Raw genomic sequence first — 25,617 nt, 5'->3', positions numbered from 1 at the left:
GCAGGAACACAGCTGGTCTAGACCTGACCTACGATTAGAAGTGGCAACAAGCAGAAAAAGGCGGACTCATGGCGGCTGCAGCCAAGACCATCAAGGGCGAGATAGACCGCGCCAGCGGTATCGCCATCTATATTCAACTGCGGGAGATCCTGCGCGCCTACATCGCGGAGGCATGCCCACCAGGCTCGGCATTGCCTTCAGAACGTGACTTGGCCGAACGCTTCGGTCTTGCCCGGATGACAGTCCGCCAGGCCATTGATGCACTGGTAGGCGAGGAAGTCATCGAACGCGTTGTTGGCCTGGGTACCTTTGTCCGCCGGCCAAAGCTCGACCTCCAGGTCAAGCTCACCTCCTACAGCGAGGAAATGCAGCGCCGTGGCATGGTTCCGGCGGCTAAGGTCCTCAGCTTCGAGCAGATCGGTGCCAGCGCTTTCCTCGCCCGCGAACTGCAGTTGGACGAGGGCACTCCGCTGGTGCGTTTTCGCAGGCTCCTGCTGGCGGACGGGGAGCCCATGAGCGTGGATGAGAACTTTATCCCCGCCCACCGCGTCCCGGGCCTCCTCGACGGCGAGCCTCCCACGTCCTTGTACAACGTCCTGAGCGAACAGTTCGGCCTGGTCATGGAGTGGGGTGAGGACATGATCGAGGCAACCGCAGCGTCCCCGTCCACGGCGCGCCTGCTCAACGTGGAAGTGGGCTCACCGCTGTTGAAGATCCAACGGCATGCATTTGTGGCCCGCTCCATGGTGGACTACTCCGTTTCCTACTACCGCGCCGACCGCTACAAGCTTTGGGTGCCCCTGCAGCGTCCCGGGGCACGCCGCGCGCGGAACCTCTAACCAGGCCGCGAAAGGGACTGGCCCCACCCAGTCCTTGAGTTCCGGCCAATGGACGTGAAACAAGAACAGAGCAGGGCCCGGTCCAGTTGGACCGGGCCCTGCTCTGTTTAGTGCTTGGGTGAACCTAGTGGGACAGGCTCTTGGCTTCCTCAGAGGCTTCCACAGGCGCGTGGCCGTGGCCATGGGCTGCTTCGAGTTCTGCGGGTGTAGCCGGAGCTACGCGGTCCTCAAAGAACCATTTGGAGAGGAAGGCGCGGCGCTTCTCGTTACCGGTCACCACACCATGCTCGTTCGGCACAGCGGGGAGAACCTCAGGAGACTCGAAACCGACGAGCTTGTAGCGCTTGTACTCATCGAGCGGAGCGTGAACCTCGATGAACTCACCGTGGGGCAGGCGCACGATCCGGCCGGTTTCGCGACCGTGCAGTGCAATCTCGCGGTCCTTGCGCTGGAGCGCAAGGGCCACGCGCTTGGCAACGATGAATCCGATGATCGGGCCGATGAAGAACAGGGCGCGGAGCCAGTAGGTGACGTCGTTGAGGGACACGTGGAAGTGCGTGGCAATGAGGTCAGAGCCTGCAGCTGCCCACATGACGCAGTACCAGATGAAACCTGCAACACCAATGCCCGTACGGGTGGGGGCGTTGCGGGGACGGTCCAGGACGTGGTGTTCGCGGTTGTCCTTGGTGATCCAGCGTTCGATCCACGGGTAGGTGAACATCACCGTGAACAGGATCCCGGCGGGCACCAGGGCGGGAAGCAGCACGTTGAACGTGAAGACAAAGCCCAGCCAGGTCTGCTCCACGTGCCAGTCGCCAAAGGTGCCGGGCATCAGGCGCAGCGCACCGTCCACGAATCCGATGTACCAGTCAGGCTGGGTACCGGCAGACACAGGGGACGGATCGTAGGGACCGTAGTTCCAGATCGGGTTGATGGTGAAGAACGCTGCCATCAGTGCCAGGACACCGAAGACGATGAAGAAGAAGCCGCCGGCCTTGGCTGCGTACACGGGGCCAAGCGGGTAGCCGACAACGTTGTTGTCGTTGCGGCCCGGACCGGGGTACTGGGTGTGCTTGTGAACCACAACCATGAACAGGTGGAGCACGATCATCAGGAGGATCAGTGCCGGCACCAGCAGGATGTGCAGCATGTAGAGGCGGCTGATGATTGCCGTTCCCGGGAACTCTCCACCGAACAGGAAGAAGGAGATGTAGGTACCAACTACCGGGATGGACTTGATGACGCCGTCAATGATGCGCAGGCCGTTGCCCGAGAGCAGGTCGTCAGGAAGCGAGTAGCCGGTGAAGCCGGCAGCCATGGCCAGGATGAGCAGGACGCAGCCCACAACCCAGTTCATTTCACGCGGACGGCGGAACGCACCGGTGAAGAACACACGGAGCATGTGCACGGCGATGGACGCCACGAACAGCAGGGCTGCCCAGTGGTGGACCTGGCGCATGAACAGGCCGCCACGGATATCGAAGGAGATGTTCAGCGACGAGCTGTAGGCCACTGACATTTCGACGCCCTTGAGAGGCACATATGATCCGTCGTAGTGGGTCTCCGCCATGGACGGGTCGAAGAAGAACGTCAGGAACGTACCCGAAAGCAGCAGGATCACGAACGAGTAGAGAGCAACCTCGCCGAACATGAAGGACCAGTGGTCGGGGAAGACTTTGCGGCCGAACTCCCGAAGGATTCCGGAACCGCCAACTCGGGAATCGACGAAGTCGGTAACCCGGCCTGCCTTGGTTTTGGCGACGAAAGCGGGCTCAGCTGTTGATGCTGCGCTCATGCATATCACGCTCCCAGTAACTCGGTCCTACAGGTTCATGGAAGTCGCTGGTGGCGACGAGGTAGCCTTCGTCATCAACTGCGATGGGCAGCTGGGGGAGAGGGCGGCTGGCCGGTCCGAAGATCACCTTGCACTCTTGAGTGAGGTCAAAGGTGGACTGGTGGCACGGGCACAGCAGGTGGTGCGTCTGCTGCTCGTAAAGAGCAACCGGGCAGCCAACGTGGGTGCAGATCTTGGAGTACGCAACGATGCCGTTGTATCCCCAGTCCTCGCGGCCTTCAGAGGGATGCAGCGATGCCGGGTCCAGGCGCATGAGCAGCACCACGGCCTTGGCCTTCTCGTTGAGCTTGCCCTCGTGGAGTTCGTTCAGGCCTTCCGGAATGACGTGGAAAGCAGAACCAATGGTGACGTCCGCGGCCTTGATCGGCGTACCGTCGGGGTCGCGGGCAAGGCGCTTGAGCTTGCCGTCCTGCGGTGCCCACATGGTGTGGGCAAGCTTGTTATCGGGCCGGGGACCCAGATCGCCGAAGATTGCCACTGCGGGCAGGGGAGCGAGGGCCACGGCGCCGAGGAGGGTGTTGCGGATCAGGGGGCGGCGCTTGATGCCGGTCTCTTCCACAATGTCGTCAACGATGCGGACTGCAGCCTGGCGGTCCTCTTCGTAGCGGATGGCGTGGCGCTCTTCCGATACTTCGTGGTCCGGCATCAGGGCCTTGGCCCAGTGGACGATGCCGGTACCGATACCGAGCATGGCGAATGCCGTGCCGACACCAAGGAGGGCATTCTGCAACCTGATGGTGGCGATGTTGGAATCCTCGCCAAGGTCGATGGCGAAGTACGCCACCAGGAAGATCAGGGTTCCAACGACAGAGATGCCAAATAGTAAGGCGACCTGCCGTTCTGCCCGCTTTGCGGCCTTCGGGTCCGTGTCAGCCAGGCGCAAACGATGCGGGGGAATTCCAGGATCCTGGAACTTCTCCACCTCATTCTGACCAGCCGTAGCTACGGTGCCCGAGTGGTTCGGACTGCCGTCACTATGGTTGCCCATAATTCGCCTCATCCTTCTCTCGTCCCGGCGGCTGCCGGGTTAGTTTCTAATATCAACCTGCTGGACTTTGCAGCAGAAAGTTTGGTGCGGAGACCGCGTCAGGATGTGCGGGACGTCAGCCAGATAGTGAAGGCAATGATGACGCCCAAGCCTGCAACCCACACGAAGAGGCCTTCAGCAACAGGACCCAGCGAGCCAAGGTCGGCTCCGCCCGGGGAACCGGTGCTTTCGATCTGCTTCAGGAACGTGATGATGTCCTTCTTGCCTTCGGGGGTGATGTTCGAGTCACTGAAGACCGGCATGTTCTGAGGACCGGTCGCCATTGCTTCGTAGATGTGCTTACCCGAAACATCGGCGAGGGCCGGGGCGAACTTACCGCGGGTCAGGGCACCACCGGCAGCTGCAGCGTTGTGGCACATGGCGCAGTTGGTGCGGAACAGCTCACCGCCGGCGGCAGCGTCACCGCCGCCGTTCACCAGGTCCTCTTCAGGAATTGCCGGGCCGGCGCCCAGGGAAGCGACATAGGCTGAAAGCTGGTGGGTCTGCTCGTCGTTGAACTGGGCGGGCTTCTTGAGGGCCTGCGGTCCGTTCATCTGCATCGGCATGCGGCCGGTGCCCACCTGGAAGTCAACAGCAGCGGCGCCGACGCCCACCAGTGACGGACCGTCAGCGGTACCGCTGGCACCCATGCCGTGGCACGTGGCGCAGTTGGCCGCGAAGAGCTTGCCGCCTTCTTCAGTGTCGTTGGCACTGTAGGTGGTGGTGGAAGCCTTGGCCTCGTTGACGGTGGTTGCCACAGCGTACAGCCCACCCGTAAGGAGTAGCCCCATCAGGAGCAGCGCTATTGCTGCCAGTGGGTGACGCCGCTTTTGTGAGAGTGCCTTCACGTGGTGGTTCCTTTATTCGTTCCTGCGACGGCTTGTGGGGCCGCGACCTGAAATTCTGCCTCGTGTAGAAAAAGTTTCAAAACTGGTTACTTGAGTACGTAGATGACCAGGAAGAGGCCGATCCACACGACGTCAACGAAGTGCCAGTAGTAAGAGGTGACAATCGCCGAGGTGGCTTCGAAGTGACCGAACTTCTTCGCGGCGAACGACCGGCCCATGATGAGCAGGAAGGCAACGAGGCCGCCGATGACGTGCAGGCCGTGGAAGCCCGTGGTCATGTAGAAAGCGGAGCCGTAGGCGTTGGAGGACAGCGATACGTGCTCGGAAACCAGCATCGCGTACTCGGTGGTCTGGCCAGCGACGAAGAACGCACCCATGATGAACGTCAGGGTGAACCATTCGTTCATGCCCCAACGGGAGAACGAGAACACCCCTCCGGTGCGGCGCGGCTGGAGCCGTTCGGCGGCGAAGACGCCCATCTGGCAAGTGAAGGAACTTGCCACGAGGACGATGGTGTTAACGAGCGCAAAGGGGAAGTTGAGCTTGGCTGTCTCGTCCGCCCACATCTGAGCACTCGTGGAGCGCAGTGTGAAGTACATGGCGAAGAGACCGGCGAAGAACATCAACTCGCTGGACAGCCACACAACGGTTCCGACAGAAACCATATTGGGGCGGTTCAGCGTGGGGTGCGCCGGGGTACTGGGGGCATGGGTCGCAGATGTCACATAGACATTATGTCTGTAAAAGTCCGTGCTGCCCAACGCAAACCGCCTTTTCGGAGGACTTTTTCTACAAAGACGCGAAATCGCGCGGAAAAGTTCCCGCACCGGTTCATATTGGTCAGCCGCCGCCATCGCTCGATAGCATCAGCAGGTGACTTCACAGGCTTCCCCAGCGTCCGGCAACACCTGGCCCCGACTGATCTCAGCACTGATCAGCGGGCGTGACCTCACCGCGGACAACACGTCCTGGGCCATGGACACCATCATGTCCGGGGAAGCCACCCCCGCACAGATCGCCGGCTTCCTCGTCGCACTCAGCGGCAAGGGGGAGACGGTCGAGGAGCTCTCTGGCCTGGTGGACGCCATGCTCGCACACGCCAAACCCATCAGTGTCTCCGGTGAGAAACTCGACATCGTCGGGACAGGCGGTGACCAGCTGAACACCGTCAACATCTCTACGATGGCGGCGCTGGTCGCGGCTGGCGCGGGAGCCCGGGTGGTGAAGCACGGCAACCGGGCCGCGTCATCGTCGTCCGGCTCTGCCGACGTGCTGGAGGCCCTCGGCGTGCGGCTGGATCTGTCCATTGACCGCGTGGCCAGGAACGCAGAAGAGGCGGGAATCACCTTTTGCTTCGCCCAGGTATTCCACCCCTCGTTCCGCCATACCGCCGTGCCGAGGAAAGAACTCGCGATCCCCACTGCTTTCAACTTCCTCGGCCCGCTGACCAACCCGGCCAAGGTCCAGGCATCAGCCGTCGGCGTCGCAAACGCCAGGATGGCACCCCTGGTGGCCGGTGTCCTGGCACGGCGGGGGAGCAGGGGCCTGGTGTTCCGCGGTAACGACGGCCTTGATGAGCTCACCACCACCGGCCCTTCCACGGTGTGGGAGATCCGTAACGGCAGCGTCGATGCATTGGAGTTCTCGCCCCGGGACCTCGGCATCAGCCCGGCCACCGTGGAAGAACTCCGTGGCGGCGACGCGAAGGCTAACGCGGTGGTTGTCCGCGAAGTCCTGGCGGGCAAGGAGGGCCCGGTGCGGGACGCTGTCCTGCTTAATGCTGCTGCCGGCCTGGTGGCCTTCGATCTTTCAGCCGAGGGAACATTCCTGGACAGGATGCGCGGTGCCTATGCCCGAGCGGCTGTGTCTATTGAAAGCGGCGCCGCCGCGGCAGTGCTTGATAAGTGGGTCTCGCTCACTGCCTCGTAGAGGCAGTTGCCTCGCCTACTGTTCGAACCCCAACGAAAAAGCCGCGTCAAGGTCGTGCTGGGAGTAGGCCCGGAACGCTATGTGGGTAGTGGTGTGGACCACTGCCGGAACTTTCGAAAGCCGGTCGGCAATGACGTCCGCAAGATCCTCATGCCGGGAAACCCTGGCGACGGCGATCAGGTCCCACTCGCCGGTCACGGAGTACACCTCGCTGATGCCTTCGATCGCTGAGATCTCCTCGGCCGTCTCGGGAATGCGGGAAGCGTCCGTTTTGATCAGGACGAATGCGGTGATCACGTTGAAACCCTCCGGATCTGTTGCGCCGCGGCGTTGACCGGCGCGTTTCTTGGTCCTGCCAGCCTATTACATCAGTGCCGGCCCCGGCCGGACCCATCACGTTGGGCCGGGGGAGCGCCGCTGCTCAGCTGCGGCGGGGCCGGATGATCCGGTACAGTGCCCGGTACCCCATGAGCAGCACGCCCAGGCTGAGGAGTGCGACGACGACGAAAGGCACCACGACGGTCTGCCCCGTGAGGGCCCTGAGCAACATGCCGCCGATGAGGCTGCCCAGCCATGCTCCGATGCCGGCCGGGCGCAGTGACATGGGAGCGCGCCAGGCACGGGTTACGAGCCAACCTGCGGCCGCCCCGGCGAGGAAGGGCCACGCCGTGAGGAAGACGCCGGTGATGATCCCGTCCCGGGCGTGTGCGTCGCGGCCTATCGCCGCGAACACCAGGATCAGGACGACGTCCGCCACGGCGGCGGCGACTACCAAGCCGCGGGGGCCGGGGGCAGGCCCGGATTTCGAAAGACTCATGGTTTCGAGCCTATCTGTCCGCCGCGAAGCTACCCGCATCGGCAACTGCCGCGGAAGCAGCCTCAGAGGCGGTGCACCAGCCAGCCAGGTTCCCACCGGACGGAGTACGGGCCGTTGCCGTCCTGTTCAACAAGGATGTGCGTGACCGTGTACGCGATGGCAGAGCCAAACGCGGCGCGCACTTTCACCGGCGCCGGCCGGAGCATCAGCACGGGCCTTCCCGGCGCGTGCGTCAGCGCCTCTTCCCGCAGTGCACTCCGCGCCCGGAGGCCGGGGGACTGGGGGAGTACAAACGGTGGTGTGCTCTGGTCTTCGAGATACGGGGACTGCGGCATCGGACATCCTGGCGCTTGGGAAGTTGCACCGGCACCATCTTCATAGGCGCAGGCGGCTTTTGGAGACGCCACCAACCGGCTCTGCCAGCAGGCTGGTCCGGATTGAGGGCGCCTTAGGGGAACGACGATATTGGCTCCGGAAGCCGTTTGGCATCCGTAGGCTGTACCCGACTTGCCGGCCGCGGGCTACCTGTCCGAAGGCGGTATCGGGGAGGTGTTGGCTGGATGAAGTAGATTCTGTTCTACGCCTGCCCGCTGGATGATTGACTGCGTTGGAGGAACCGTGAACAAGCCGCTCTGGATTTGCTGCCTGCTCGGCGCTGCATTGGGCATCGCCATCGGGTTGGCATTCTTTGACAGCCCTTTCCTGGGCTTTGCGCTTGGACTCGGCCTGGGGGCGGTGGTCGGGGCCGGCATAGGCGTCCGGCGCTAGACTGGAACGGTCATGAACGGCGCGCGCCCCCGTCACACCGTATGGCTGGCAGCATTGGCCAGCCTGCTTGTGGCATGCACCCCGGTCAACGGCACTGATGCAGTCGCCGGCGGCGCTTCGCCCACGGCGACCGTACAACCGGCGGCCGGGCCTGCTGAGCATGCCCCACAGCCCATTGCTTCCACCACAGCGCCGACGCCCCCTCCTGCTGTCACTCCGCCGCCAGAGCCCATCCCAACTGTCATTCCGCCGCCGGCGCCCGGACCCTATGCCATCAATCTGTACCGGGATGGTGACTTCGTGCCGCAGTACACCTTCGACTGGTGCGTTGCGGCGAGCATCCAGATGGCCCACAACCTGATCGACGACACAGGTGGGGGAACATGGTCGGACAGTGCGCAGCAGGGGGAGTTGTGGGAACTGGCCCGCACACGGTCATCCGATTCCTTCAACGGTGCCAACCCTTACGGCTGGGCGCAGGTACTCACCGCTTCCGGGATGGGTCCCTACAACGTGGTCAGCGTCGCCGACTACGGGGCGGCCCTGCAGACGGCGGCGCGTGCGATCGCCGAGACGGGCCGGCCCGTGGGCCTGGTGATGTGGAGCGGCCGGCATGCATGGGTGATGAGCGGTTTTGAGTCGATGGGCGATCCCGCGAAATTCCAGGACTTCCGTGTCACCGGAGTCAATGTCCTGGACCCGCTCTATCCCTACGGCAGCCAGCAATGGGGGCCGTCACCAGCACCCAACAGCCTGCTGACGCCTGAGGAACTCGCCACCCAGTTTGTTGTGAGGGAACCCCGGCGATGGAGTTCGCAGCTGCCCGCCGGATACCTCCTGGTGCTTCCACAGGCCGCCGCCTGATGGGCCGACCTATAGGCCTCGCACATAGGACAAGGGGAGCGGGCGGTCACCCCCTCCAACGCAGCAGATTCCACCTACTTTACATAATGTAGATTATCGGCGTTTTGGCAACGCGGGCGGATAGGGGCCAGGAGCAGCGATTCCGCAGGTCAGACCGTTGAGCCATTGTCTTTGTGGATGGGCTCGCTAAGAATGGGGCAATGACGGTCTACGTGCGTTCACTTGAAACTGCAGTTCCGGCAACAAAGCTGATCCAGGCGGAGGCGCGTGACGTTTTCGCAGCGCAACCGGGTCTCAGCAGGCTCGGTTCCCGGCTGGTGAGCACATGTTTCGATTCAGCTGCCATTGAGACCAGGTTCACGGCCGTCAACGAGCTCACCAACGCATTCCGCTCTGAAGATCCCCAGTTCTATGACCCGGACTCGGGACTGCTCCTGAATCCCAGCACCAAGGTCCGCAACGACATCTTCGCCCGTGAGGCCACCAAGCTGTTTGTCGAAGCCTCCGCTGCCGCCGTCAAAGCCTGCCCGGATCTCGATTTACTTGACATAACTCACCTCGTGACCGTCTCCTGCACCGGATTCTTCAACCCCGGGCCTGACTACAAGATCGTCCGTGAGCTGGGCCTGGACCCGTCGGTGCAGCGCTACCACCTTGGCTTCATGGGCTGTTACGCGGCCTTCCCGGCCCTACGGGCGGCCAAACTGTTCTGCGAAGCAGACCCGAACGCCGTAGTCCTCGTGGTCTGTGCTGAATTGTGCTCACTGCACGTCCGGACGTCCAATGACCCGGACACCATCATGGGGTCGGCGCTGTTTGCCGACGGAGCCGCGGCCGCCATCGTCACGGCCAGCCCGGCAGCGGAAGAAACGGCCCTGCTGCAGCTCGACCACTTCGAAACGGTGCTGACGCCGGTTGGCGAGGACTCCATGGCCTGGAACATCGGCGACCACGGCTTCGAAATGGTGCTGGGCAACTACGTCCCGCACATCATCGACGATCACATCGTCGGCGCCCTGCAGCCGCTGCTGGCCCGTGAGCCCCACCTCGAAGCACTCCCCTACACAGGCATCAGGCACTGGGCCATCCACCCGGGCGGCCGCAGCATCCTGGACAAGGTCCAGGCCCGGTTGGCCCTCACCGACGAACAGCTGGTCCCGGCCCGTGAAGTCCTGCGCAACTACGGCAACATGAGCAGCGCCACGGTGCTGTTTGTCCTCCGGCACATCCTCGAACAGGACAGCCAACCGGGAGACGAACGCATCTGTTCCATGGCGTTCGGCCCCGGCCTGACGGTGGAAACAGCGCTCCTGACCAAGCTGCGGCAGGCGCCGGCGGCGGCCGGAACCCCGGCTGAGACGCGGCAGGAACAGCTGCTGCAGGAAATCCCGGTGGCCTGACCCGGTGTTCATCTGGCCCGAACGTGCGGCAGGCGAGCTGGAACAGATGGACCTGCCTGACTGTGATGCGCGGAAGCTGGAGAACACCTACCGCCAGTTCGGCCCGGTCAACAGGATCGTTTCCGGGTGGAGGCGGCTGTACGTCAAAGAATTGCGTCCTGTCCTCTCAGCAGGCCCGGCCAGCATCCTTGACATCGGCTGCGGCGGAGGCGACCTCGCGGTCATGCTCGTCCGCTGGGCCGCCAAGGACGGGCTGTCTGTCCGGATCACCGGCGTCGACCCGGATCCGCGCGCGGCTGCCTTCGCCCACAGCCGGCCGCCGACCCGTGGCGTGGACTTCCGGCAGGCGCACAGTGCCGAGCTCGTCAGCGAAGGTGCCGCGTTCGACGTCGTTATTTCCAACCATGTCCTGCACCATCTCGGAACGGAAGAATTCAACGACCTGCTGGCCCACTCGGACGTGCTCGCCCGGAAGAAGGCCCTGCACAACGACCTGCGCCGCAGCCCGCTGGCCTTCGCCCTTTTCGGCGTCGCCACCCTCCCGCTCCAGAACTCTTTCATCCGGGAGGACGGGCTGACTTCGATCCGGCGCAGCTATACAACCGCGGAGCTGTCCGCGCTCACTCCCCCGGGCTGGGTCGTGGAACCCGGGGCAGCCTTCCACCAGGTACTGGCACTGCGCAGGGACGGCCATGAACGCTGATGTGCTCATCGTCGGGGGCGGGCCGGTGGGCCTGTACCTCGCCGCCGTCCTCCTTCGGCAAGGCGTTTCGGTCCGCGTCCTGGAGCGGAAGATCGCCAGGAACCATCATTCCCGGGCCATTGGCATCCATCCGCCGGCCCTCGCCGCCCTGGACCAGCTCGGCATCGCCCGCCGGATGGTGGCGGAAGGCGTCCCCATCCGTTCCGGGCTGGCAGTCAGCCGTGGCCGGACCGTGGGCCACATGCCGTTCGCCGGAGTATCGGAAGCATTCCCGTTCGTCCTTTCGCTGCCCCAGTACCGGACCGAACAGCTGCTGGAAGAGCAGGTGCACGCCCTGGACAGCGGCGCGCTCGTCAGGGGGATGGAGGTACTCGACGTAGCGTACGACGACGGCACCGCCAGTGTGTCGGCAAAGCCCGCCGGGGGTGCCGCGCAAGGGAGCAGTACGTTCCGGGCGTCGATAGTGATCGGCTCAGACGGTCCACGGTCCAGGATCAGGGACCTGATCGGCGTCCCGGTCCGGCGGAAAACCTACCCGGACCACTATGTGATGGGCGACTTCGCGGACCACCCGGAATTCGGTGGCCGGGCCGTGCTCTTCCTTGAGAGCGGCGGCATCGTCGAGTCGTTTCCCCTGCCGGGCTCCGTCCGCCGCTGGGTGGTCCGGCTGGGAAAACCCGGCGCCGGCGCAACACCGGAGGTACTGGCCCGGCTCGTGGCGGACCGGACCGGAATCCACCCGGAGGCCGCCACCAACACCATGCTCAGCGCCTTCAGCGTCAGATCATCCGTGGCGCGCAGGACTGTGGCCGGACGCGTGATCCTGGTTGGCGACGCCGCTCACGAGATCAGCCCCATCGGCGGCCAGGGAATGAACCTGGGCTGGCTCGACGCCCAGGCACTGGCCCCGCTGATTGTCCGGACAGTCACCGGCAGGCATACCCCGGAGGACTTCCGCGATTACGAGCGGGGCCGCTACCAGGCGGCCCTGCGGGCGCGGCGGCAGGCCGAAATCAACATGCTGCTGGGCCGGCCGCTGCCTGCCCCGGTCCTGGCATTTCGGAACTCCGTGATGGGCGCGGCCGCGGCGTCCCCCGTCATCAATCAATGGGTGGCCGGGCGGTTCACCATGCAGCATGAGTTCGACGCAAGCTTTGTCAGCGGAAGTAGCAGTCGTAGCTGTCCTGGCTGACGATCAGCCCGTCACGGACTTCGAAGACCGATGAGGTCCGGGCCCGGATAGTCTCACCGCGGTCCCAGTAGCGGATGTCCATCAGCACGGTTGCGGACCAGTCAGCCTCGACAGCCACGCGTCCACCTTCGCAGGTTGTCCTCCTGATGGTGAACTCCTGGTTGGCCACCACCTCCGAACTTTGGTCGGCGCCTGCCAACACGTCGGCGAGGGTGCGGGTGGAGCCCTCGGGCGCCAACAAGTGGGGTGCCTCCACGAGCGTGAACGTATCAGCCAGGTAGGGCCTGATCTCGGCCGCTCCCCCGCCTGCTTCCAGGATCCGGATGAACTCGAGGACGCGGTCCACCGGTCTGGGGCACGCCGTGGTTTCGTTCGGCGTGGTGGGTTCAACAGGCACAGCAGGTGCGGCAGGCGCCATGGTTTCATCAGCCATGGAATAGACCTTATCGGAGGACCGGAGTCCCCTGGGCCGGCCGTTAGGCTTTCTCCATGACCCTCTCGGCACCACCCACGGCCCTCACCGCAGTGCAGATCCGCGAGACTGTGGAGCGCATCCTGTCCGCCGGAACCCTCCCGCCGATCGTGCAGGCAGGCCACCCGGCGCTGCGGCAGAAGGCGGCTCCATTCGACGGCCAAATAACTCCTGACCAGCTTGCGCTACTTATCGAGCTCATGCGGCAGGTCATGCATGAGGCTCCCGGTGTGGGGCTTGCAGCGCCGCAGCTTGGCATTCCCCTGCAGCTGGCCGTCCTGGAGGACCAGTACGACGTGGACCACGAGGCCGCGGCCCTCCGCAAGCGCGCGCCGCTCGAATTCCTGGCCATCCTGAACCCCGCCTACACCCCAGCGGGCCCTGACCGTGCCGCCTTCTACGAAGGCTGCCTTTCCCTTAACGGCCTGCAGGCGGTGGTTTCACGTCCGCAGGCCGTGCTGCTGGACTACGTCAGGCCCGACGGCGGCGCGGAGCAGCGTGAGTTCTCCGGCTGGCAGGCACGTATTGTCCAGCATGAGACGGACCACCTGAACGGCATCCTCTACGTGGACCGGGCGCAGCTCCGATCGCTGAGCAGCAACGCGGAGTACGCTGCCCACTGGGCCGAGCCGGGGATCGGCAAGGCAAGCGAGGGCCTGGGCTTCAATGACGGCCCTGCCGGAATCAGTGTGCCTTAGCCGCTTAAGATAGAGGCCATGCCCCTTCCCAGTGACTTGCCGCTGTTGTGCCCCCTCTGTTTGAAACCGTTGGCGGCGGCCGATACCCGACCCGCCGGACCTGCCCGAATGGCATGCGGTTCCGGGCACAGCTTCGATGCGGCGCGGCAGGGCTACTTCAACATGCTGGTGGGCAAGGGCACGTCCTTCGAAGCGGACACAGCTGCGATGGCCGACGCCCGTTCCACCTTTCTTGGAGCGGGACACTACGCACCGCTGGCACGCGAGGTGGCAGCCGCAGTCGTACCTTGCCTTTCCCGCGAACATGCGGCGGTCCTGGATTCCGGGACCGGCACCGGCCATTATTTGAGGGCCGTGCTGGACGCTGCCGCGGAGCAGGGCAGGACAGTGAACGCTGTGGGGCTCGATATTTCGAAGTTTGCCCTTCGGCGGGCGGCGCGGCTCAACCCGGAGGCGGTCAACCTTGTCTGGGACGTGTGGAAGCGCATCCCCCTCGCTGATGGGTCGGTGGACGCGGTGACGGTCATTTTCGCCCCAAGGAACCCTTCGGAGTTCGCCCGCGTCCTCCGGCCGCACGGCCGCCTGGTCGTGGTCACGCCACGGCCCGGGCACCTGTCCACCCTTGCCGCGCTGACCGGCATGCTGGGGATCGAGGAAGGCAAGGACTCCCGCCTGGCCGCGGCCATGGCGGAGCACTTCGACGCAGAGTCCGGTACCGACGTCGATATCCCGCTGTCCCTCACCCGCCCGGAAGCCGCCGACCTGGCCTTCATGGGACCCGCCGGGCACCACCAGGGCCGGGACGCCATCGCAGACCGCCTGGACAGCAGCCCCGAGCCGCTGGCAGCCGACGCGAAGTTCAGGGTGCTGGTGTGCCGGCCAAAGGGCCGCCTGTAACGACTTGGCCACTATCCCCGGTCTTCCGCTCCGGGCCCACACCCCGCCTGTGGTGCCCGACTAGGATGGAAGTCACAGTTACTTAAAGGTCCGCGTCAGGACCTTGTAACGAAGGGGGAACACAGTGTTCGAGTGGTTGGGTGAAAACTGGTGGGCCGTGTGGCTGACCGCATTCCTGGCGTTCGCGGTGGTCGAAATGATCACCCTCGACCTGTTCTTCATCATGCTGGGCGGCGGTGCGCTGGCCGCCCTGGTGTCCGATTTCGCCGGTGCAGACCCCTGGCTGCAGATCGTCATCTTCTGCGTTGTCTCCTTGCTCATGGTCGCCTTCGTCCGGCCCGTGGCCCTGTCCCACCTGAAGAAGGGCCCCGCCGAGCAGCGGACGAATGTGGACCGCCTCATCGGCGAGCACGCCGTGGTCATGGAGGCAGTGACCTCGGATGGCGGCCTGGTGAAGATCGGCGGCGACATCTGGAGCGCACGCTCGGCGGCCGGCATCCTCTCGGCCGGCCAGATGGTGGTCGTCGCTGCCATTGATGGCGCCACCGCTGTTGTTTCGGCGCAGCCTCCGGCCGACGACCGTACCTGACACAGCTTTATCAATTGGGGAAGAAGGAAATGTATGGATAACGCAGGCAGTGCCGCCTTGGCCGTCGTGCTGGTAGTACTGATCATCTTTGTGATCATCGTCCTGGTGCGGTCGGTCCGCATCGTGCCGCAGGCCCGGGCGGGAGTCGTGGAGCGCCTGGGCAAGTACCAGCGGACGCTCAACCCGGGGCTCACCATCCTCATTCCGTTCGTGGACCGCCTCCTCCCCCTGCTGGACCTCCGCGAACAGGTGGTCTCGTTCCCACCCCAGCCGGTCATCACCGAGGACAACCTCGTGGTCAGCATCGACACCGTGGTCTACTTCCAGGTCACCGATGCGCGGGCTGCCACCTACGAGATCGCCAACTACATCCAGGCAGTGGAACAGCTCACCACCACCACGCTGCGTAACGTTGTGGGTGGACTCAACCTGGAGGAGGCGCTGACCTCCCGCGACCAGATCAACGGACAGCTCCGAGGCGTGCTGGACGAAGCCACCGGCCGTTGGGGCATCAGGGTTTCCCGGGTGGAGCTCAAGGCCATTGACCCGCCGCACTCCATCCAGGACTCTATGGAAAAGCAGATGCGCGCCGAGCGTGACCGCCGGGCCGCCATCCTCACGGCTGAAGGGACCAAGCAGTCAGCCATCCTGACCGCTGAAGGACAGCGCCAGGCCGCCATCCTGAAGGCGGAAGGTGACGCCAAGGCCGCCATCCTCAGGGCGGATGGCGAGTCCCAGGCCATCCAGAAGGTCTTCGACGCAATCCACAAGGGCAACCCGGACCAGAAACTTCTGGCCTACCAGTACCTGCAGACTCTGCCGAAGCTGGCAGAAGGTACGTCCAACAAGCTGTGGATCATCCCCAGCGAAGTTGGTGAGGCGCTCAAAGGCATCGGCAGCGCTTTGGGCGGAACCAACCCGGACCCCGCGGCAGCGGACGGCCTGTTCGACCAAACGGCGGCCAAGACCCCTGAATCCTGATCAGGTCAGGGGCGTCACAGCCCGATCAACACGGGGAGGAACCTTCGCGGGTTCCTCCCCTTGTTTTGGCCCCACGTGTCTGAAACCCGTATGATGGTGTATTTGTCCGGCAGGTATTGTTCCGCTGGAACAACAAAGCTTCGGAATGCGTTGAATCTTATGATGCAGCACAGAGCAAACAGTAGTCCGGCGGCGTTTCGACGCTGTCGGCTAGCGCGGGTTTCCATTCCGCGAACCGACCAGAGGGAGAAATCATGAGCGATCGCAGCCTGCGGGGTATGCGCCTTGGCGCGCAGAGCATGGAGACAGAGTCAGGCGTTGAGCCGGCTCCGCGCCAGCGTGTCGAATACCGTTGCGAGGACGGCGAGCAGGTCTTCGTCACTTTCTCCTCCGAAGCAGAGATCCCGCCGGTGTGGGTTTCCAAGACCGGTAAGGAAGCGCTGCTGGTGGACGGCGAACGCCCCGATACCAGCAATGACAAAGCAGTGCGCACCCACTGGGACATGCTCCTGGAACGCCGCTCCCTGCCGGAGCTGGAACAGATCCTGGAAGACCGGCTGACCATCCTGCGCGAACGCCGCGGAGAGCGCCGCTCGGCCTAGGCCCCGCCAGCCACAACTTTAAAGGAACTGCCCCGGCACACGGTGCCGGGGCAGTTCCTTTTCTCTGCTGCAGGGAGCCGAAAGCTACCGCTTCACCGCGGCCTTACGGGTGAGGGTGTTCCACCGGGCGGCCAGGCCCCATTTGGTGACGTTGATCATGGCCTCAACAACGATGTTGCCGCTCATCTTCGAAGCGCCCAGTTCACGTTCCACGAACGTAATGGGGCGTTCCTCGATGCGCAGGCCCATCCGCGCCACGCGCCAGGCCAGGTCCACCTGGAAGCCGTAGCCCACGGAATCGACCTGGTCCAGGTTGAGCTTCTCGAGGGTAGACCTGCGGAAGGCGCGGTAGCCGCCGGTGACGTCCTTGATCTTCAGGCCCAGCATCAGGCGGGCGTACGTGCTGCCCACCCGGGAAATGGCCTGGCGGTACAGCGGCCAGTTGACCACGCTGCCACCGGGAACCCAGCGCGACCCCATGGCCAGGTCTGCGCCCTGCTCCACGGCCTCAAGCAATTGGGGAAGCTGTTCGGGCTGGTGGGAGCCGTCGGCGTCCATTTCCACGAGCACGTCGTAGCCGGCGTCGAGTCCCCACTTGAACCCGGCGATGTAGGCGGCACCGAGTCCTTCCTTGCCCTTGCGGTGCAGAACGTGGACCTGGGAATCTTCGGCCGCTTTGGCATCGGCCAGCCGGCCGGTGCCGTCGGGGCTGTTGTCATCCACTACCAGCACATCCGACGCCGGCACGGCGGTCCGAAGGCGCTGGAGCGTCTTGGGCAGCGATTCCAGTTCGTTGTAGGTGGGGATGATCGTAAGGACGCGCACAGAGGGCCTTTCCTGGTGGGAGCGGTCGGTGCACCGGCCGGCAAGCTAGCTGCCTGTTGGCGCAACTCCCCATTATAGGACGGGTGGGTGGGTCAGGATCGCAGGGCGGGGCTGGTGAACAGTTCGACGCCGTTCCGCACCGTCTGCAGGCAGGCGGGGTCGGATCCGGTGTCGAGTGCGGGCAGCAGCGGTGTGCGCGCCCGGGGATCAGTGCTCCAGGACTGGACGCGGCCGTCGGCCACCTGGACCATCAGCTCTTCAACCTCCCACACGGCAAAGCTTGCCGGTGCTCCCGGTACGAGCTGTCCAGCCATGGGGTCGGAGTACTTGGCAGCCCGCCAGCCGGCGCGGGTGTGGCCCAGGAACGCGGCGCGGGCGGAGATGCGCTGCCCGTCGTTATGGTGCTCCAGGCACGCACGCACGCTCGACCAGGGGCGGAGCGGAGTCACCGGGCTGTCACTTCCGAAGCACACGGGCACACCTGCGGAGTACAGGGCCGCGAACTGGTTCATGGACCCGCTCCGCTCCCCCAGGCGCTGGCCATACAGGCCGCCGGATCCGCCCCACGCGGCATCGAATGCCGGCTGCGCGCTGACGGTCACCGAATATTTGGCCAACCGGGCTATCGCGTCGCCGTCCGTCATTTCCACATGTTCAAAGCGGTGGCCCGCCGCGCGCACGCGCTGCTCTCCCACCTGTTCCGCAGCCAGGTCCAGCGCCGCGAGTGCTGTGGCCAGTCCGGCGTCCCCAATGACATGGAACCCGCCCTGGATGCCGGCCAGCGAGCAGGCTGCCAGGTGCGCAGCGGCTTCCTCGACGCCCAGGTACAGGCTGCCCCGCTCTTCGGGGGCGTCGCTGTAGCCCGAGCGCAGGGCTGCTGTGCGTGAACCGATGGAACCATCAATGTTCAGGTCGCCAGCCAGGCCGCGGATAGTGAAGCCGAACTGCGAAACGAGGCTGCGTGCCTGTTCCTCGGTTGCTGCCAGCTCGCCCCAGTAGGGCAGGATCTCCGGTTGTGCGGGCACCCCGGGATCGGCGGTGTTCCACGCTGCCGCAAGACGCAGGTCATCCGCGCCGCCAATGTGCGGGGCACCCATTTCGGCGAGGGCCACGTAGCCATTTGCTGCCGCCTCTGCCAGGGCCTTTGCCTGGTATCCCCGAAGGACGTCGGCGGGCAGGCTGCGGGCGGACCGTCTGGCAGCCGCGTGGGCCGCGCGCGAGACTTTCGCACCGCCGTCGTACCCCTCTGCGTCCCGCAGGCCAGGCTCCTGCGCCAGGGCACCCGAAACCAGCGCCGAGTGGACATCCACGCGCGACAGGTAAACGGACCGGCCGCCGGCCGCCCGGTCGAGTTCGTCAGCGGTGGGCAACGTGGCGTCGGTCCATTGCGTCTCATCCCAGCCGTGGCCCAGGACGGGTCCGTTGCCGCCGGCCGCAGCAACGGCGTCCAGCAGTTCACGGGCGGAGTTCACTGATGCAAGCTTCAGGGAGTCCAGTGCAATGCCGGTTTCCGTCAGGTGGACATGGGAATCCACAAACCCAGGTGTGACAAGGGCGCCCCGCAGGTCGATGATGTCCATCTTTGAATCAGCAATGGAGGACGCCGCCTGCTCGGACCCCACCCAGGCCACCGTATCGCCGTCCACCAACATGGCCGTGGCAAAAGGATCGGCCGCCGTGTAGACAGATCCGTTGCGGTAGAGCACTGCCTTGGAACGGGAATTGGACTCTGGACCGGACGTTGTCATTGGCGAAAGGCTCCTCGCATAGGGGCGTGCCGGAACAGCCCCGGCACGATGGGGCAGGCGGTGCGTTTACTGGACAGATGAATAGGCCACGACGCCGCGGCGGATCAGGTTGATTGCCTCGCCGCACAGCCGGGCGAGCCGTGGTTCGAGGCCGGGAATCTTGGCGATCTGGTCCAGGAGGTCCACCACCTGCTTGACCCAGCGGACGAAGTCCCCGGCGGCGAGATCGGTGCCGCTCAGCACATCCTGCAGGTGGCGCCCGCGGGCCCACTTGTAGATGGGCCAGACCAGGCCGAGCTCGGGCTCACCGGTGAGCGGCAGCTTGTTCGCTTCCTCGACATCCTCGAGCGCGGACCATTCCCGGACCACGATGTCTACTGACGTTTCCAGGGAGACGCTGGGCATCCGCGGGCGCAACCCGCGGTCCTCGCGCTTTGCCTGGTACACGAGCACGCTGGCCAAGGCGGCAACCTCGACGGCGTCGAGGTCGCCGAAGGCGCCAAGGCGGAGCGACTGGGAAATCAGGAGGTCCTTCTCCCCATAGATCCGCCGGAGCCGCTGCCCGTCCGGGCTGATGGTCAGCCGCCCGTCAGTTGAGGCGTCCAGGTAGCCGTAGGCGGACAGCACGTCGCAGACCCGGTCAAAAGTCTTGGCAATGGTGTTGGTCCGCCCCTGGATCTGGCGTACCAGGTTGTCCGTTTCGCGCCGCAGCTTCCACCAGCGCTCGGACCAGCGGGCGTGGTCTTCCCGTTCGCTGCACCCGTGGCACGGGTGGGCGCGGAGGGTACGCCGGAGATCGGCAATGCGCTTCTCCTGGTCCGGCATCGCGGTGGCAAGGCCAAAATCGTTGTTGCGGTTGTGCCCCGGCGCGGGCGGCCGGTTCTCGCGCAAGGCGTTCCTGGCCGAGGACGCCAGATCGCGGCGCGACTTGGGGACCTTGGCGTTAAAGGACTTAGGGATGCGGATACGGGTAACGGGCGCGATGGGGCCTTCCAGGTCGTCCGTGCCGATCCTGCGAAGCTGGTTATCCAGGGTCAGAACAGCGGGCCTCGGTTCCCTGCTGCTGTGGTCCGAGCTGAGGACGATGGCCGGGCCGGGTGCGCGGCCGCCGGGAACATCCACCACGTCGCCGGGCATGAGGCGGGCCAGGGAGTCGTCGCTCATCGACTTGCGTGCGCGGGTTGTGGTGCGCGACGCAGCGTTTTCCACGTCAGAGAGTTCGCGGCGCAGCCGTGCGTATTCAGTGAAGTCACCGAGGTGGCAGGTCATGGATTTGGCGAAGCCGGCAAGGGACTCCTCACGGCTGCGCACCTGCCTGGCCAGGCCCACCACGGACCGGTCTGCCTGGAACTGCGCGAAGGAGGACTCGAGGATTTCCCGGGCCCGGGCGCGGCCAAACTGGGCCAGCAGGTTGATGCTCATGTTGTACGTGGGACGGAAACTGGAATTGAGCGGGTACGTGCGCCTGGAGGCCAGGCCGGCCACCGCCGTTGGGTCCCCTCCCGGCTGCCACAGGACCACGGCGTGGCCCTCGACGTCGATGCCGCGGCGGCCCGCCCGTCCGGTGAGCTGCGTGTACTCGCCGGCAGTGATGTCCACGTGGGCTTCACCATTGAACTTGTCGAGCTTTTCCAGCACTACCGACCGTGCCGGCATGTTCACGCCCAAGGCAAGGGTCTCCGTGGCGAAGACGGCCTTGACCATGCCGTCGGCGAAGAGTTTCTCCACCACTTCCTTGAAGGTGGGCAGCATCCCGGCGTGGTGGGCGGCGAAACCGCGGAGCAGGCCGTCGCGCCAGCTCCAGAAGCCCAGCACGTCGAGGTCATCCGGCGGAATGTCACGGCCGGCCTCATCGACGCGTTCGGCGATGATCCGTTGTTCCTTTTCCGTGGTCAGCCACAAACCGGAAGCAACACACTGGGCCACTGCGGCGTCGCAACCTGCCCGGGAAAAGATGAACGTGATGGCGGGCAACAGGTCCATCCGGTCCAGGCTGGCAATGACCTGGGGGCGGCTGGCCCGCCGCACGCCCGTTTGTTCGGCAGGACGTGCCGGCCGGTCGTTACCCCGCCGGCCGCGCTGCACGCGTCCGGGCCGGCTCCGGAAGCCTTGTTGGCCTTCATTGCGGGCAACGGCCAGGAGTTCCGGATTGACGTCGAAGCCGCGGTTGGTGTCTTTGTTCCGGCTCTTGCCGCTGACGGCTTTGGGCTGTTCATCCTCGGCAGCATCGACCGCAGGGGCAATTTCGTCAAAGGTGGTTTCCCCGGCGAACAGGTCCATGATCCGCCGGCCCACCATGACGTGTTGCCAGAGGGGAACCGGCCGGTGTTCGGAGACGATGATGTCCGTGTCTCCGCGGACAGTGTCCAGCCAGGCCCCGAACTCCTCCGCGTTGGACACTGTGGCGCTGAGGGAGACTACCTGCACCTCGCTTGGCAGGTGAATGATGACTTCTTCCCACACAGCGCCACGGAACCTGTCGGCCAGGTAGTGCACTTCATCCATGACCACGTACCCCAGGTCGTCCAGGGTAGCCGAATCGGCGTAAAGCATGTTGCGGAGGACTTCGGTGGTCATGACCACCACCGGTGCCTCGCCGTTGATGCTGGTGTCGCCCGTCAGCAGGCCGACATTTTCGGCCCCGTACTTCTCACCGAGTTCAGTGAATTTCTGGTTGCTGAGCGCCTTGATGGGGGTGGTGTAAAAGGCCTTGAGTCCGCGCTTGAGGGCCAGGTAGATGGCGAATTCACCGACGATGGTCTTACCGGCACCCGTCGGCGCGGCCACCAGGACGCCTTTGCCCCCTTCAAGGGACCGGCACGCCTGCCGCTGGAAATCGTCGAGCTCGAAGTCGAGGGTCTGGATGAAGGCACCGAGGTCCGTGGCGGCCTCCGCGCGCCGCTCCGCGCTGGCCCGGTACCTTTCTGCGGGCGAGAGTTCTTCGACATCGTCACCCGGCCCCGGCGAGAACGGTCCACTGGTGGTTGGGCCTGTAGAGAACGGCCCGGTATTGGAGGACATACACCAAGCCTAATGGGAGCTTAGAGGTTCCCCAGTTCACTGCTGGGGGTTGCGACGTCTGCAGTGGCTTCAGTTTCGGCAGCCACTTTGGACTCGCGGCGCGCACGGCGTTTGTCATTCAAGAGGCAGACACCGATCGCTGCGAAGAAGAGCACCAGCAGCGGACCCGCAAGCATGAACATGGAGATGGCATCGGCGCCCGGCGCGGCGATGGCCGCCAGCACGAACACCAGGAAGACAGTGATGCGCCAGGCTTTGAGGATGGTGCGTCCGGACAGGATGCCGGCCATGTTGATGCCTACCAGTACTACCGGCACCAGGAAAGCTATACCCAGGACCAGGACCATGCGCGTGACGAACTCGATGTAGGTTCGCGCATCAATAACGCTTGATGAGCCTTCGGGCGTGAACTGGGTCAGCGCATGGACCACCTGGGGTACCACCAGCCAGCCGGCCCAGATTCCAGCCAGGAACAGCGGAACCGCGGCAGCCATGTAGCCCAGCGTGTAGTGGCGCTCCTTCGACGTCAGGCCCGGGGTGATGAAGGCCCACAGCTGGTAGATCCAGATGGGGCTGGAGATGACCACGCCGATGAGGAGCGACATCTGGAGCTTGAAGTCGAACGGGGATGCGATGCTGCCGAAGTTGATGGCGGCAAGGCCGCCGGTCTGATCCGAAATACGGTTGACGGGCTCTGCCAGGGCCTTCAGCAGCGGATCGTAAAGTATCCAGCCGCCGATGCCGCCGATGACGACGCCGATCGCCGACTTGATCAGCCGGTTTTTCAGCTCCTTGAGGTGGTCCCAGAGGGACATCCGCCCCTCTGGGTTGGCTTTACGGGCCCGCTTCAGTGCCACTGGGGTTTAGGCGCGGTTCGACGGCGGAACGTCAGTGCCGTCGGTCGGCTCTCCCGGCTTCGCCTTGGGGTGGTTCACGATGGTGCCTTCCACCGGGCCGGAGGCGTCGGTGGACTCGGTTTTGCCGTCGTTCTTCATTTCCTTGACCTCGGACTTGATGATCCGCATGGACTGGCCAAGGCTGCGCGCCATGGCAGGAAGCTTGGGGGCGGCAAAGAGAAGCAATGCGACAACGATGATGATAACGATGGGCCAGGGGCCATCAAAGAGTCTTCCCATGGGAAATCCTTTCCTCTAAAAACATCCTACTTCTATGTGAAGTCGAGATCTGTGAGAGCCTGCGGCTGGCCCCGGTCCTTCTTGCGCTGCACTCGCCGAAGGCGGCGTTCTTCCCGGCGGGAGGACTTGGATGCCTCGTAATCATGTCGCATGTCGGCTGGCGAGGCAAAAACGGCAGAGCCCGCGGCCGGACGCCCCATGCCTGCCAGTTGATCGTGGGGATCAGCCCCGGGAAGCGGGCTAATGTGGCCCAACTTGTCGCCGGCGGCACCCAGATCCTTGACCGTGGCCATGAACTTACGGAACAGGCGAACGCCCAGCACGAAATAAAAGAGGAGTGACACGGCAACAAGAGCCACCCATAACAGGATCCAGAACCACCAAGGCATGCTGAGAAGTCTAGCCGCCGTACCGTGCCAAGGCGGCTTCCAGCCAGTCCCGGGCCGTGTCAGCAAGCCCGGCAGGTTCGAGGATCCGGACCGCTCCCCCGTGCTGGGCCACGAACATCGGCAGCCAGCCGGTGTTTCCGAAGCGTATCTCCGCCACGAGCCCGCCGTCGGGAAGGTCCGCCGTGCGGTCCGCGTAGTAATCCTCTGCCAGGCCCCGGCCCTGCCTGGTGAGTTGCACGGTGACGGTGGTGTCGTCGTCGTTCGGCGTGAAGAGCTTGGCCGGAACACCCTCCGCGGGCGCCCTGTCCCCTGCCACACGGCTCCCGTTGGGCCGTACATCCTGCACCCGGTCCAGCCGGAAGTTCCGCAGTCCGTTGACCCGGTGGCAGAACGCCTCGAAGTACCAGGTGTTATCCAGCGAATAGAGCCGGAGCGGGTCCACGTCGCGCTCGGATACAGCGTCCCGCTGCGGCGACAGGTACGTGAGGTGGAGCTGTGCACCGGAGACGATGGCCTCCCGTACCGTTGCGTGGGTTGTTGCGTCGCCGGGTGCAACCTCCGGACCGGACAGGGAAGCGGCGCGCAGGCCCTCCTCCCCTGCCGCCGCCAGCAGCTTCAGCGTCACCGACTCCAGGGCACCGCCTTCGGCGACGTCCGGCAGTCCATTTAGCGTTTCGAGGCCGGTGAGAAGCGCGCACGCTTCCTCCACGGTAAAACGAACCGGCTTCTTCAGGTCCAGGTCCTGGGTGATGAAGACGTGGTCGTCCTCCCACTGGATGTCCAGCAGGTCATCCGGGTAGCCCTCGGGCAGCCCCGAGCAGATGAGGATCCGCAGGTCTTCCTCGAGTTCCCCGCGGCTCACTCCAAAGTGCTCGGCGACATCGTGGATGTGCAGGCCCTGGTTGTGGACCAGGAACGGGACCAGTTGGAGCATGCGTTTGAGCTGGTCCTCCGATGTCCCCTTGCGCACTTTCCGTGGCTGCGCGGCCGGGAAAGCGTACTCAGGGACAGGTGCAGCACTGAACGCGGCCGCCGCGCGCAGCCTGCGCTCCACCGCCCGGACCAGTTCAGCGGGGGCTACCGGCAGCGCGTCGGGGCCGTAGGAGGCAAGCTCCTCGGCCAGGACTTCGGGGTCGCGGAAGTCCAGGCTCAGGCGTTCGTGGCCCTCGGCAGGCGCCGGGGCGGCGATATCCTGGTCGGCTCCGGCGTCCTTTGCCCGGCCCCTCAGCGCCAGCAGGCGTCCTTCCCGGACATCCACGACGGCGGTGCGGAGCGGCAGTTCCGGGAGGCGGGCAAGCTCCAGCCGGACGTTGAAGTCGGCCGGCGGTTTGAAGGATTCTTTCGGCAGCGTCGCAACGGGACCCGTGAAACGCGACAGGCGAAAGTGCCGGGGTTCCTGCCGCGCCCGGTCGTACCCCATCAGGTACCACTGCCCGAAGCGGCTGCCCAGGCCCCATGGTTCAACGGTGCGGATTTCTTCCTTGCCGGTGGTGCCGGCCAGGTACGGGAAGGTGACAGCGTGCCGGGAGTGCATGGCCGCCACGAGGTCATCGAATGCCTGTCCTGCCGGCCTGATGCGGGGCTGGACGCCCGAGGGAAGTTCGACGTCGGCCATCCGCCCCGACGCCTGGAGCTTGCGGAGCGCGCTCTGGGCGGCTGTGCCGAGGGCTGCGCGTTCCCACAGTTGGGAGGCCAGCAGCAGGACTGTCCACTCTTCGGGACCGAGTTCGACGTCGGGAAGCCGGTTGGATTCCTTGCCAATCCGGTAGCGGGTGGTGGCGGGATCGTCCTCGCTCCAGCCCAGGTCCGTCAGGGTCTCGACGTCGAAGCCAAACTGGCGCAAATCATTCTTGTCCCGTTCGAACATCCGGCCAAAGGCGACGTCGTTACCGGATTCGTCGTGGTAGACCTTTTGCCTCAGTTCGCTGCGGCGCAGCCCGTAACGGGTGTTCAGCAGCGCGATCAGGAGGTTCAGGAGGCGCTCAGTTCGGGATAGGGACACCCTGTGTACGTTACT

Annotated in this window: 27 protein-coding genes; 12 read left to right on the top strand and 15 right to left on the bottom strand. The window is 64.8% G+C overall.

What is annotated here, in order from left to right; genetic code table 11:
- Positions 1–68: 68 nt before the first annotated feature.
- On the top strand, positions 69–839 hold the full coding sequence (locus tag ACP3TD_RS10740) for a GntR family transcriptional regulator (protein ID WP_426762875.1): 771 nt from the start codon (positions 69–71) through the stop codon (positions 837–839).
- A 124-nt stretch (positions 840–963) separates the two neighbouring features.
- On the opposite strand, the gene ACP3TD_RS10735 is transcribed toward ACP3TD_RS10740, so the two are convergent.
- The 4 genes from ACP3TD_RS10735 to ACP3TD_RS10720 all read right to left on the bottom strand — a co-directional run bounded on the left by ACP3TD_RS10735 (position 964) and on the right by ACP3TD_RS10720 (position 5,330).
- Complete coding sequence (locus tag ACP3TD_RS10735) at positions 964–2,634, bottom strand: cytochrome b (RefSeq protein WP_426762874.1); 1,671 nt, start codon at positions 2,632–2,634, stop codon at positions 964–966.
- Positions 2,612–3,682 carry a cytochrome bc1 complex Rieske iron-sulfur subunit gene (locus ACP3TD_RS10730; protein WP_056079264.1) on the bottom strand — a complete coding sequence of 357 codons (1,071 nt, stop codon included), beginning with the start codon at positions 3,680–3,682 and terminating at the stop codon, positions 2,612–2,614. The genes ACP3TD_RS10735 and ACP3TD_RS10730 overlap by 23 nt, the downstream gene beginning before the upstream one ends.
- Before the next feature lie 98 nt (positions 3,683–3,780).
- Positions 3,781–4,569 carry a cytochrome bc1 complex diheme cytochrome c subunit gene (locus tag ACP3TD_RS10725; RefSeq protein WP_015937140.1) on the bottom strand — a complete coding sequence of 263 codons (789 nt, stop codon included), beginning with the start codon at positions 4,567–4,569 and terminating at the stop codon, positions 3,781–3,783.
- Between the two features lie 86 nt (positions 4,570–4,655).
- Entirely contained in the window at positions 4,656–5,330 is a 675-nt protein-coding gene (locus ACP3TD_RS10720; protein WP_390896676.1) for an aa3-type cytochrome oxidase subunit III, read from the bottom strand.
- A gap of 112 nt (positions 5,331–5,442) precedes the next feature.
- Here ACP3TD_RS10720 and trpD point away from each other — a divergent pair, with 112 nt between their 5' ends.
- The gene (gene trpD, locus ACP3TD_RS10715; protein WP_426762872.1) at positions 5,443–6,498 is read left to right on the top strand and encodes an anthranilate phosphoribosyltransferase; all 1,056 of its coding nucleotides are present in this window, start codon (positions 5,443–5,445) and stop codon (positions 6,496–6,498) included.
- Between the two features lie 15 nt (positions 6,499–6,513).
- On the opposite strand, the gene ACP3TD_RS10710 is transcribed toward trpD, so the two are convergent.
- The 3 genes from ACP3TD_RS10710 to ACP3TD_RS10700 form a co-directional block, all read right to left on the bottom strand.
- Positions 6,514–6,795, bottom strand: coding sequence for an Lrp/AsnC family transcriptional regulator (locus ACP3TD_RS10710; protein WP_045731394.1), 282 nt, complete (start codon positions 6,793–6,795; stop codon positions 6,514–6,516).
- 124 nt (positions 6,796–6,919) lie between these two features.
- A complete protein-coding gene (locus ACP3TD_RS10705; RefSeq protein ID WP_426762871.1) occupies positions 6,920–7,315 on the bottom strand; it encodes a DUF3054 domain-containing protein in 396 nt (131 codons plus the stop codon).
- Between the two features lie 62 nt (positions 7,316–7,377).
- Positions 7,378–7,650 (bottom strand): hypothetical protein, encoded by a 273-nt coding sequence (locus tag ACP3TD_RS10700; RefSeq protein ID WP_426762870.1) that lies wholly within the window; start codon positions 7,648–7,650, stop codon positions 7,378–7,380.
- A gap of 283 nt (positions 7,651–7,933) precedes the next feature.
- On the opposite strand from ACP3TD_RS10700, the gene ACP3TD_RS10695 reads away from it, so the two are divergent.
- The 5 genes from ACP3TD_RS10695 (at position 7,934) to ACP3TD_RS10675 (ending at position 12,242) form a co-directional block, all read left to right on the top strand.
- Positions 7,934–8,083: a hypothetical protein gene (locus ACP3TD_RS10695; protein WP_172829960.1), complete on the top strand. Its 150-nt coding sequence runs from the start codon at positions 7,934–7,936 to the stop codon at positions 8,081–8,083.
- Between the two features lie 300 nt (positions 8,084–8,383).
- Positions 8,384–8,947 carry a hypothetical protein gene (locus ACP3TD_RS10690; protein ID WP_426762869.1) on the top strand — a complete coding sequence of 188 codons (564 nt, stop codon included), beginning with the start codon at positions 8,384–8,386 and terminating at the stop codon, positions 8,945–8,947.
- Positions 8,948–9,147: 200 nt separating this feature from the next.
- Entirely contained in the window at positions 9,148–10,347 is a 1,200-nt protein-coding gene (locus ACP3TD_RS10685; protein WP_426762867.1) for a type III polyketide synthase, read from the top strand.
- A gap of 4 nt (positions 10,348–10,351) precedes the next feature.
- On the top strand, positions 10,352–11,050 hold the full coding sequence (locus ACP3TD_RS10680) for a class I SAM-dependent methyltransferase (protein WP_426762866.1): 699 nt from the start codon (positions 10,352–10,354) through the stop codon (positions 11,048–11,050).
- Positions 11,040–12,242, top strand: a complete 1,203-nt coding sequence (locus ACP3TD_RS10675) for an FAD-dependent oxidoreductase (RefSeq protein ID WP_426762865.1) — start codon at positions 11,040–11,042, stop codon at positions 12,240–12,242. The genes ACP3TD_RS10680 and ACP3TD_RS10675 overlap by 11 nt, the downstream gene beginning before the upstream one ends.
- On the opposite strand, the gene ACP3TD_RS10670 is transcribed toward ACP3TD_RS10675, so the two are convergent.
- Complete coding sequence (locus ACP3TD_RS10670; RefSeq protein WP_426762864.1) at positions 12,208–12,675, bottom strand: nuclear transport factor 2 family protein; 468 nt, start codon at positions 12,673–12,675, stop codon at positions 12,208–12,210. The two genes, ACP3TD_RS10675 and ACP3TD_RS10670, sit on opposite strands and share 35 nt — an antisense overlap.
- 56 nt (positions 12,676–12,731) lie before the next feature.
- On the opposite strand from ACP3TD_RS10670, the gene ACP3TD_RS10665 reads away from it, so the two are divergent.
- The 5 genes from ACP3TD_RS10665 to ACP3TD_RS10645 all read left to right on the top strand — a co-directional run bounded on the left by ACP3TD_RS10665 (position 12,732) and on the right by ACP3TD_RS10645 (position 16,481).
- Positions 12,732–13,412 (top strand): peptide deformylase, encoded by a 681-nt coding sequence (locus ACP3TD_RS10665; protein WP_426762863.1) that lies wholly within the window; start codon positions 12,732–12,734, stop codon positions 13,410–13,412.
- Positions 13,413–13,430: 18 nt separating this feature from the next.
- On the top strand, positions 13,431–14,309 hold the full coding sequence (locus tag ACP3TD_RS10660) for a methyltransferase domain-containing protein (protein WP_426762862.1): 879 nt from the start codon (positions 13,431–13,433) through the stop codon (positions 14,307–14,309).
- A 124-nt stretch (positions 14,310–14,433) separates the two neighbouring features.
- Positions 14,434–14,898: an NfeD family protein gene (locus tag ACP3TD_RS10655; protein ID WP_426762860.1), complete on the top strand. Its 465-nt coding sequence runs from the start codon at positions 14,434–14,436 to the stop codon at positions 14,896–14,898.
- 33 nt (positions 14,899–14,931) lie between these two features.
- Entirely contained in the window at positions 14,932–15,879 is a 948-nt protein-coding gene (locus ACP3TD_RS10650; RefSeq protein ID WP_426762858.1) for an SPFH domain-containing protein, read from the top strand.
- Positions 15,880–16,133: 254 nt separating this feature from the next.
- Positions 16,134–16,481, top strand: a complete 348-nt coding sequence (locus ACP3TD_RS10645) for an RNA polymerase-binding protein RbpA (RefSeq protein ID WP_013600997.1) — start codon at positions 16,134–16,136, stop codon at positions 16,479–16,481.
- 84 nt (positions 16,482–16,565) lie between these two features.
- Here ACP3TD_RS10645 and ACP3TD_RS10640 read toward each other — a convergent pair whose 3' ends face one another.
- The 7 genes from ACP3TD_RS10640 to ACP3TD_RS10610 form a co-directional block, all read right to left on the bottom strand.
- The gene (locus tag ACP3TD_RS10640) at positions 16,566–17,306 is read right to left on the bottom strand and encodes a polyprenol monophosphomannose synthase (protein WP_426762857.1); all 741 of its coding nucleotides are present in this window, start codon (positions 17,304–17,306) and stop codon (positions 16,566–16,568) included.
- A gap of 92 nt (positions 17,307–17,398) precedes the next feature.
- The gene (locus tag ACP3TD_RS10635) at positions 17,399–19,054 is read right to left on the bottom strand and encodes an amidohydrolase (protein WP_426762856.1); all 1,656 of its coding nucleotides are present in this window, start codon (positions 19,052–19,054) and stop codon (positions 17,399–17,401) included.
- Between the two features lie 66 nt (positions 19,055–19,120).
- Positions 19,121–22,075: a DEAD/DEAH box helicase gene (locus ACP3TD_RS10630; RefSeq protein ID WP_426762855.1), complete on the bottom strand. Its 2,955-nt coding sequence runs from the start codon at positions 22,073–22,075 to the stop codon at positions 19,121–19,123.
- 20 nt (positions 22,076–22,095) lie between these two features.
- Positions 22,096–22,890 carry a twin-arginine translocase subunit TatC gene (gene tatC / locus ACP3TD_RS10625; protein ID WP_426762853.1) on the bottom strand — a complete coding sequence of 265 codons (795 nt, stop codon included), beginning with the start codon at positions 22,888–22,890 and terminating at the stop codon, positions 22,096–22,098.
- Between the two features lie 48 nt (positions 22,891–22,938).
- Positions 22,939–23,211, bottom strand: a complete 273-nt coding sequence (tatA, locus tag ACP3TD_RS10620; protein WP_045731378.1) for a Sec-independent protein translocase subunit TatA — start codon at positions 23,209–23,211, stop codon at positions 22,939–22,941.
- A gap of 32 nt (positions 23,212–23,243) precedes the next feature.
- Positions 23,244–23,600 carry a hypothetical protein gene (locus tag ACP3TD_RS10615; RefSeq protein ID WP_426762851.1) on the bottom strand — a complete coding sequence of 119 codons (357 nt, stop codon included), beginning with the start codon at positions 23,598–23,600 and terminating at the stop codon, positions 23,244–23,246.
- A 10-nt stretch (positions 23,601–23,610) separates the two neighbouring features.
- Entirely contained in the window at positions 23,611–25,602 is a 1,992-nt protein-coding gene (locus ACP3TD_RS10610) for a helix-turn-helix transcriptional regulator (protein WP_426762850.1), read from the bottom strand.
- Between the last annotated feature and the right edge of the window lie 15 nt (positions 25,603–25,617).

Source organism: Pseudarthrobacter sp. 1G09, from assembly GCF_050038305.1.
Lineage (GTDB): Bacteria > Actinomycetota > Actinomycetes > Actinomycetales > Micrococcaceae > Arthrobacter > Arthrobacter equi.
The sequence above is the reverse complement of the archived record's forward strand: the minus strand, read 5'-3'. Positions and strand labels throughout refer to the sequence as shown.

Bases quoted from the DNA above. Each gene is read 5' to 3' on its own strand.
- ACP3TD_RS10740 (WP_426762875.1), top strand. From the start codon at position 69: ATGGCGGCTGCAGCCAAGACCATCAAGGGCGAGATAGACCGCGCCAGC.
- ACP3TD_RS10735 (WP_426762874.1), bottom strand. From the start codon at position 2,634: ATGAGCGCAGCATCAACAGCTGAGCCCGCTTTCGTCGCCAAAACCAAG.
- ACP3TD_RS10730 (WP_056079264.1), bottom strand. From the start codon at position 3,682: ATGGGCAACCATAGTGACGGCAGTCCGAACCACTCGGGCACCGTAGCT.
- ACP3TD_RS10705 (WP_426762871.1), bottom strand. From the start codon at position 7,315: ATGAGTCTTTCGAAATCCGGGCCTGCCCCCGGCCCCCGCGGCTTGGTA.
- ACP3TD_RS10700 (WP_426762870.1), bottom strand. From the start codon at position 7,650: ATGCCGCAGTCCCCGTATCTCGAAGACCAGAGCACACCACCGTTTGTA.
- ACP3TD_RS10685 (WP_426762867.1), top strand. From the start codon at position 9,148: ATGACGGTCTACGTGCGTTCACTTGAAACTGCAGTTCCGGCAACAAAG.
- ACP3TD_RS10675 (WP_426762865.1), top strand. From the start codon at position 11,040: ATGAACGCTGATGTGCTCATCGTCGGGGGCGGGCCGGTGGGCCTGTAC.
- ACP3TD_RS10670 (WP_426762864.1), bottom strand. From the start codon at position 12,675: ATGGCTGATGAAACCATGGCGCCTGCCGCACCTGCTGTGCCTGTTGAA.
- ACP3TD_RS10665 (WP_426762863.1), top strand. From the start codon at position 12,732: ATGACCCTCTCGGCACCACCCACGGCCCTCACCGCAGTGCAGATCCGC.
- ACP3TD_RS10660 (WP_426762862.1), top strand. From the start codon at position 13,431: ATGCCCCTTCCCAGTGACTTGCCGCTGTTGTGCCCCCTCTGTTTGAAA.
- ACP3TD_RS10650 (WP_426762858.1), top strand. From the start codon at position 14,932: ATGGATAACGCAGGCAGTGCCGCCTTGGCCGTCGTGCTGGTAGTACTG.
- ACP3TD_RS10645 (WP_013600997.1), top strand. From the start codon at position 16,134: ATGAGCGATCGCAGCCTGCGGGGTATGCGCCTTGGCGCGCAGAGCATG.
- ACP3TD_RS10635 (WP_426762856.1), bottom strand. From the start codon at position 19,054: ATGACAACGTCCGGTCCAGAGTCCAATTCCCGTTCCAAGGCAGTGCTC.
- ACP3TD_RS10630 (WP_426762855.1), bottom strand. From the start codon at position 22,075: ATGTCCTCCAATACCGGGCCGTTCTCTACAGGCCCAACCACCAGTGGA.
- tatC (WP_426762853.1), bottom strand. From the start codon at position 22,890: ATGTCCCTCTGGGACCACCTCAAGGAGCTGAAAAACCGGCTGATCAAG.
- tatA (WP_045731378.1), bottom strand. From the start codon at position 23,211: ATGGGAAGACTCTTTGATGGCCCCTGGCCCATCGTTATCATCATCGTT.
- ACP3TD_RS10615 (WP_426762851.1), bottom strand. From the start codon at position 23,600: ATGCCTTGGTGGTTCTGGATCCTGTTATGGGTGGCTCTTGTTGCCGTG.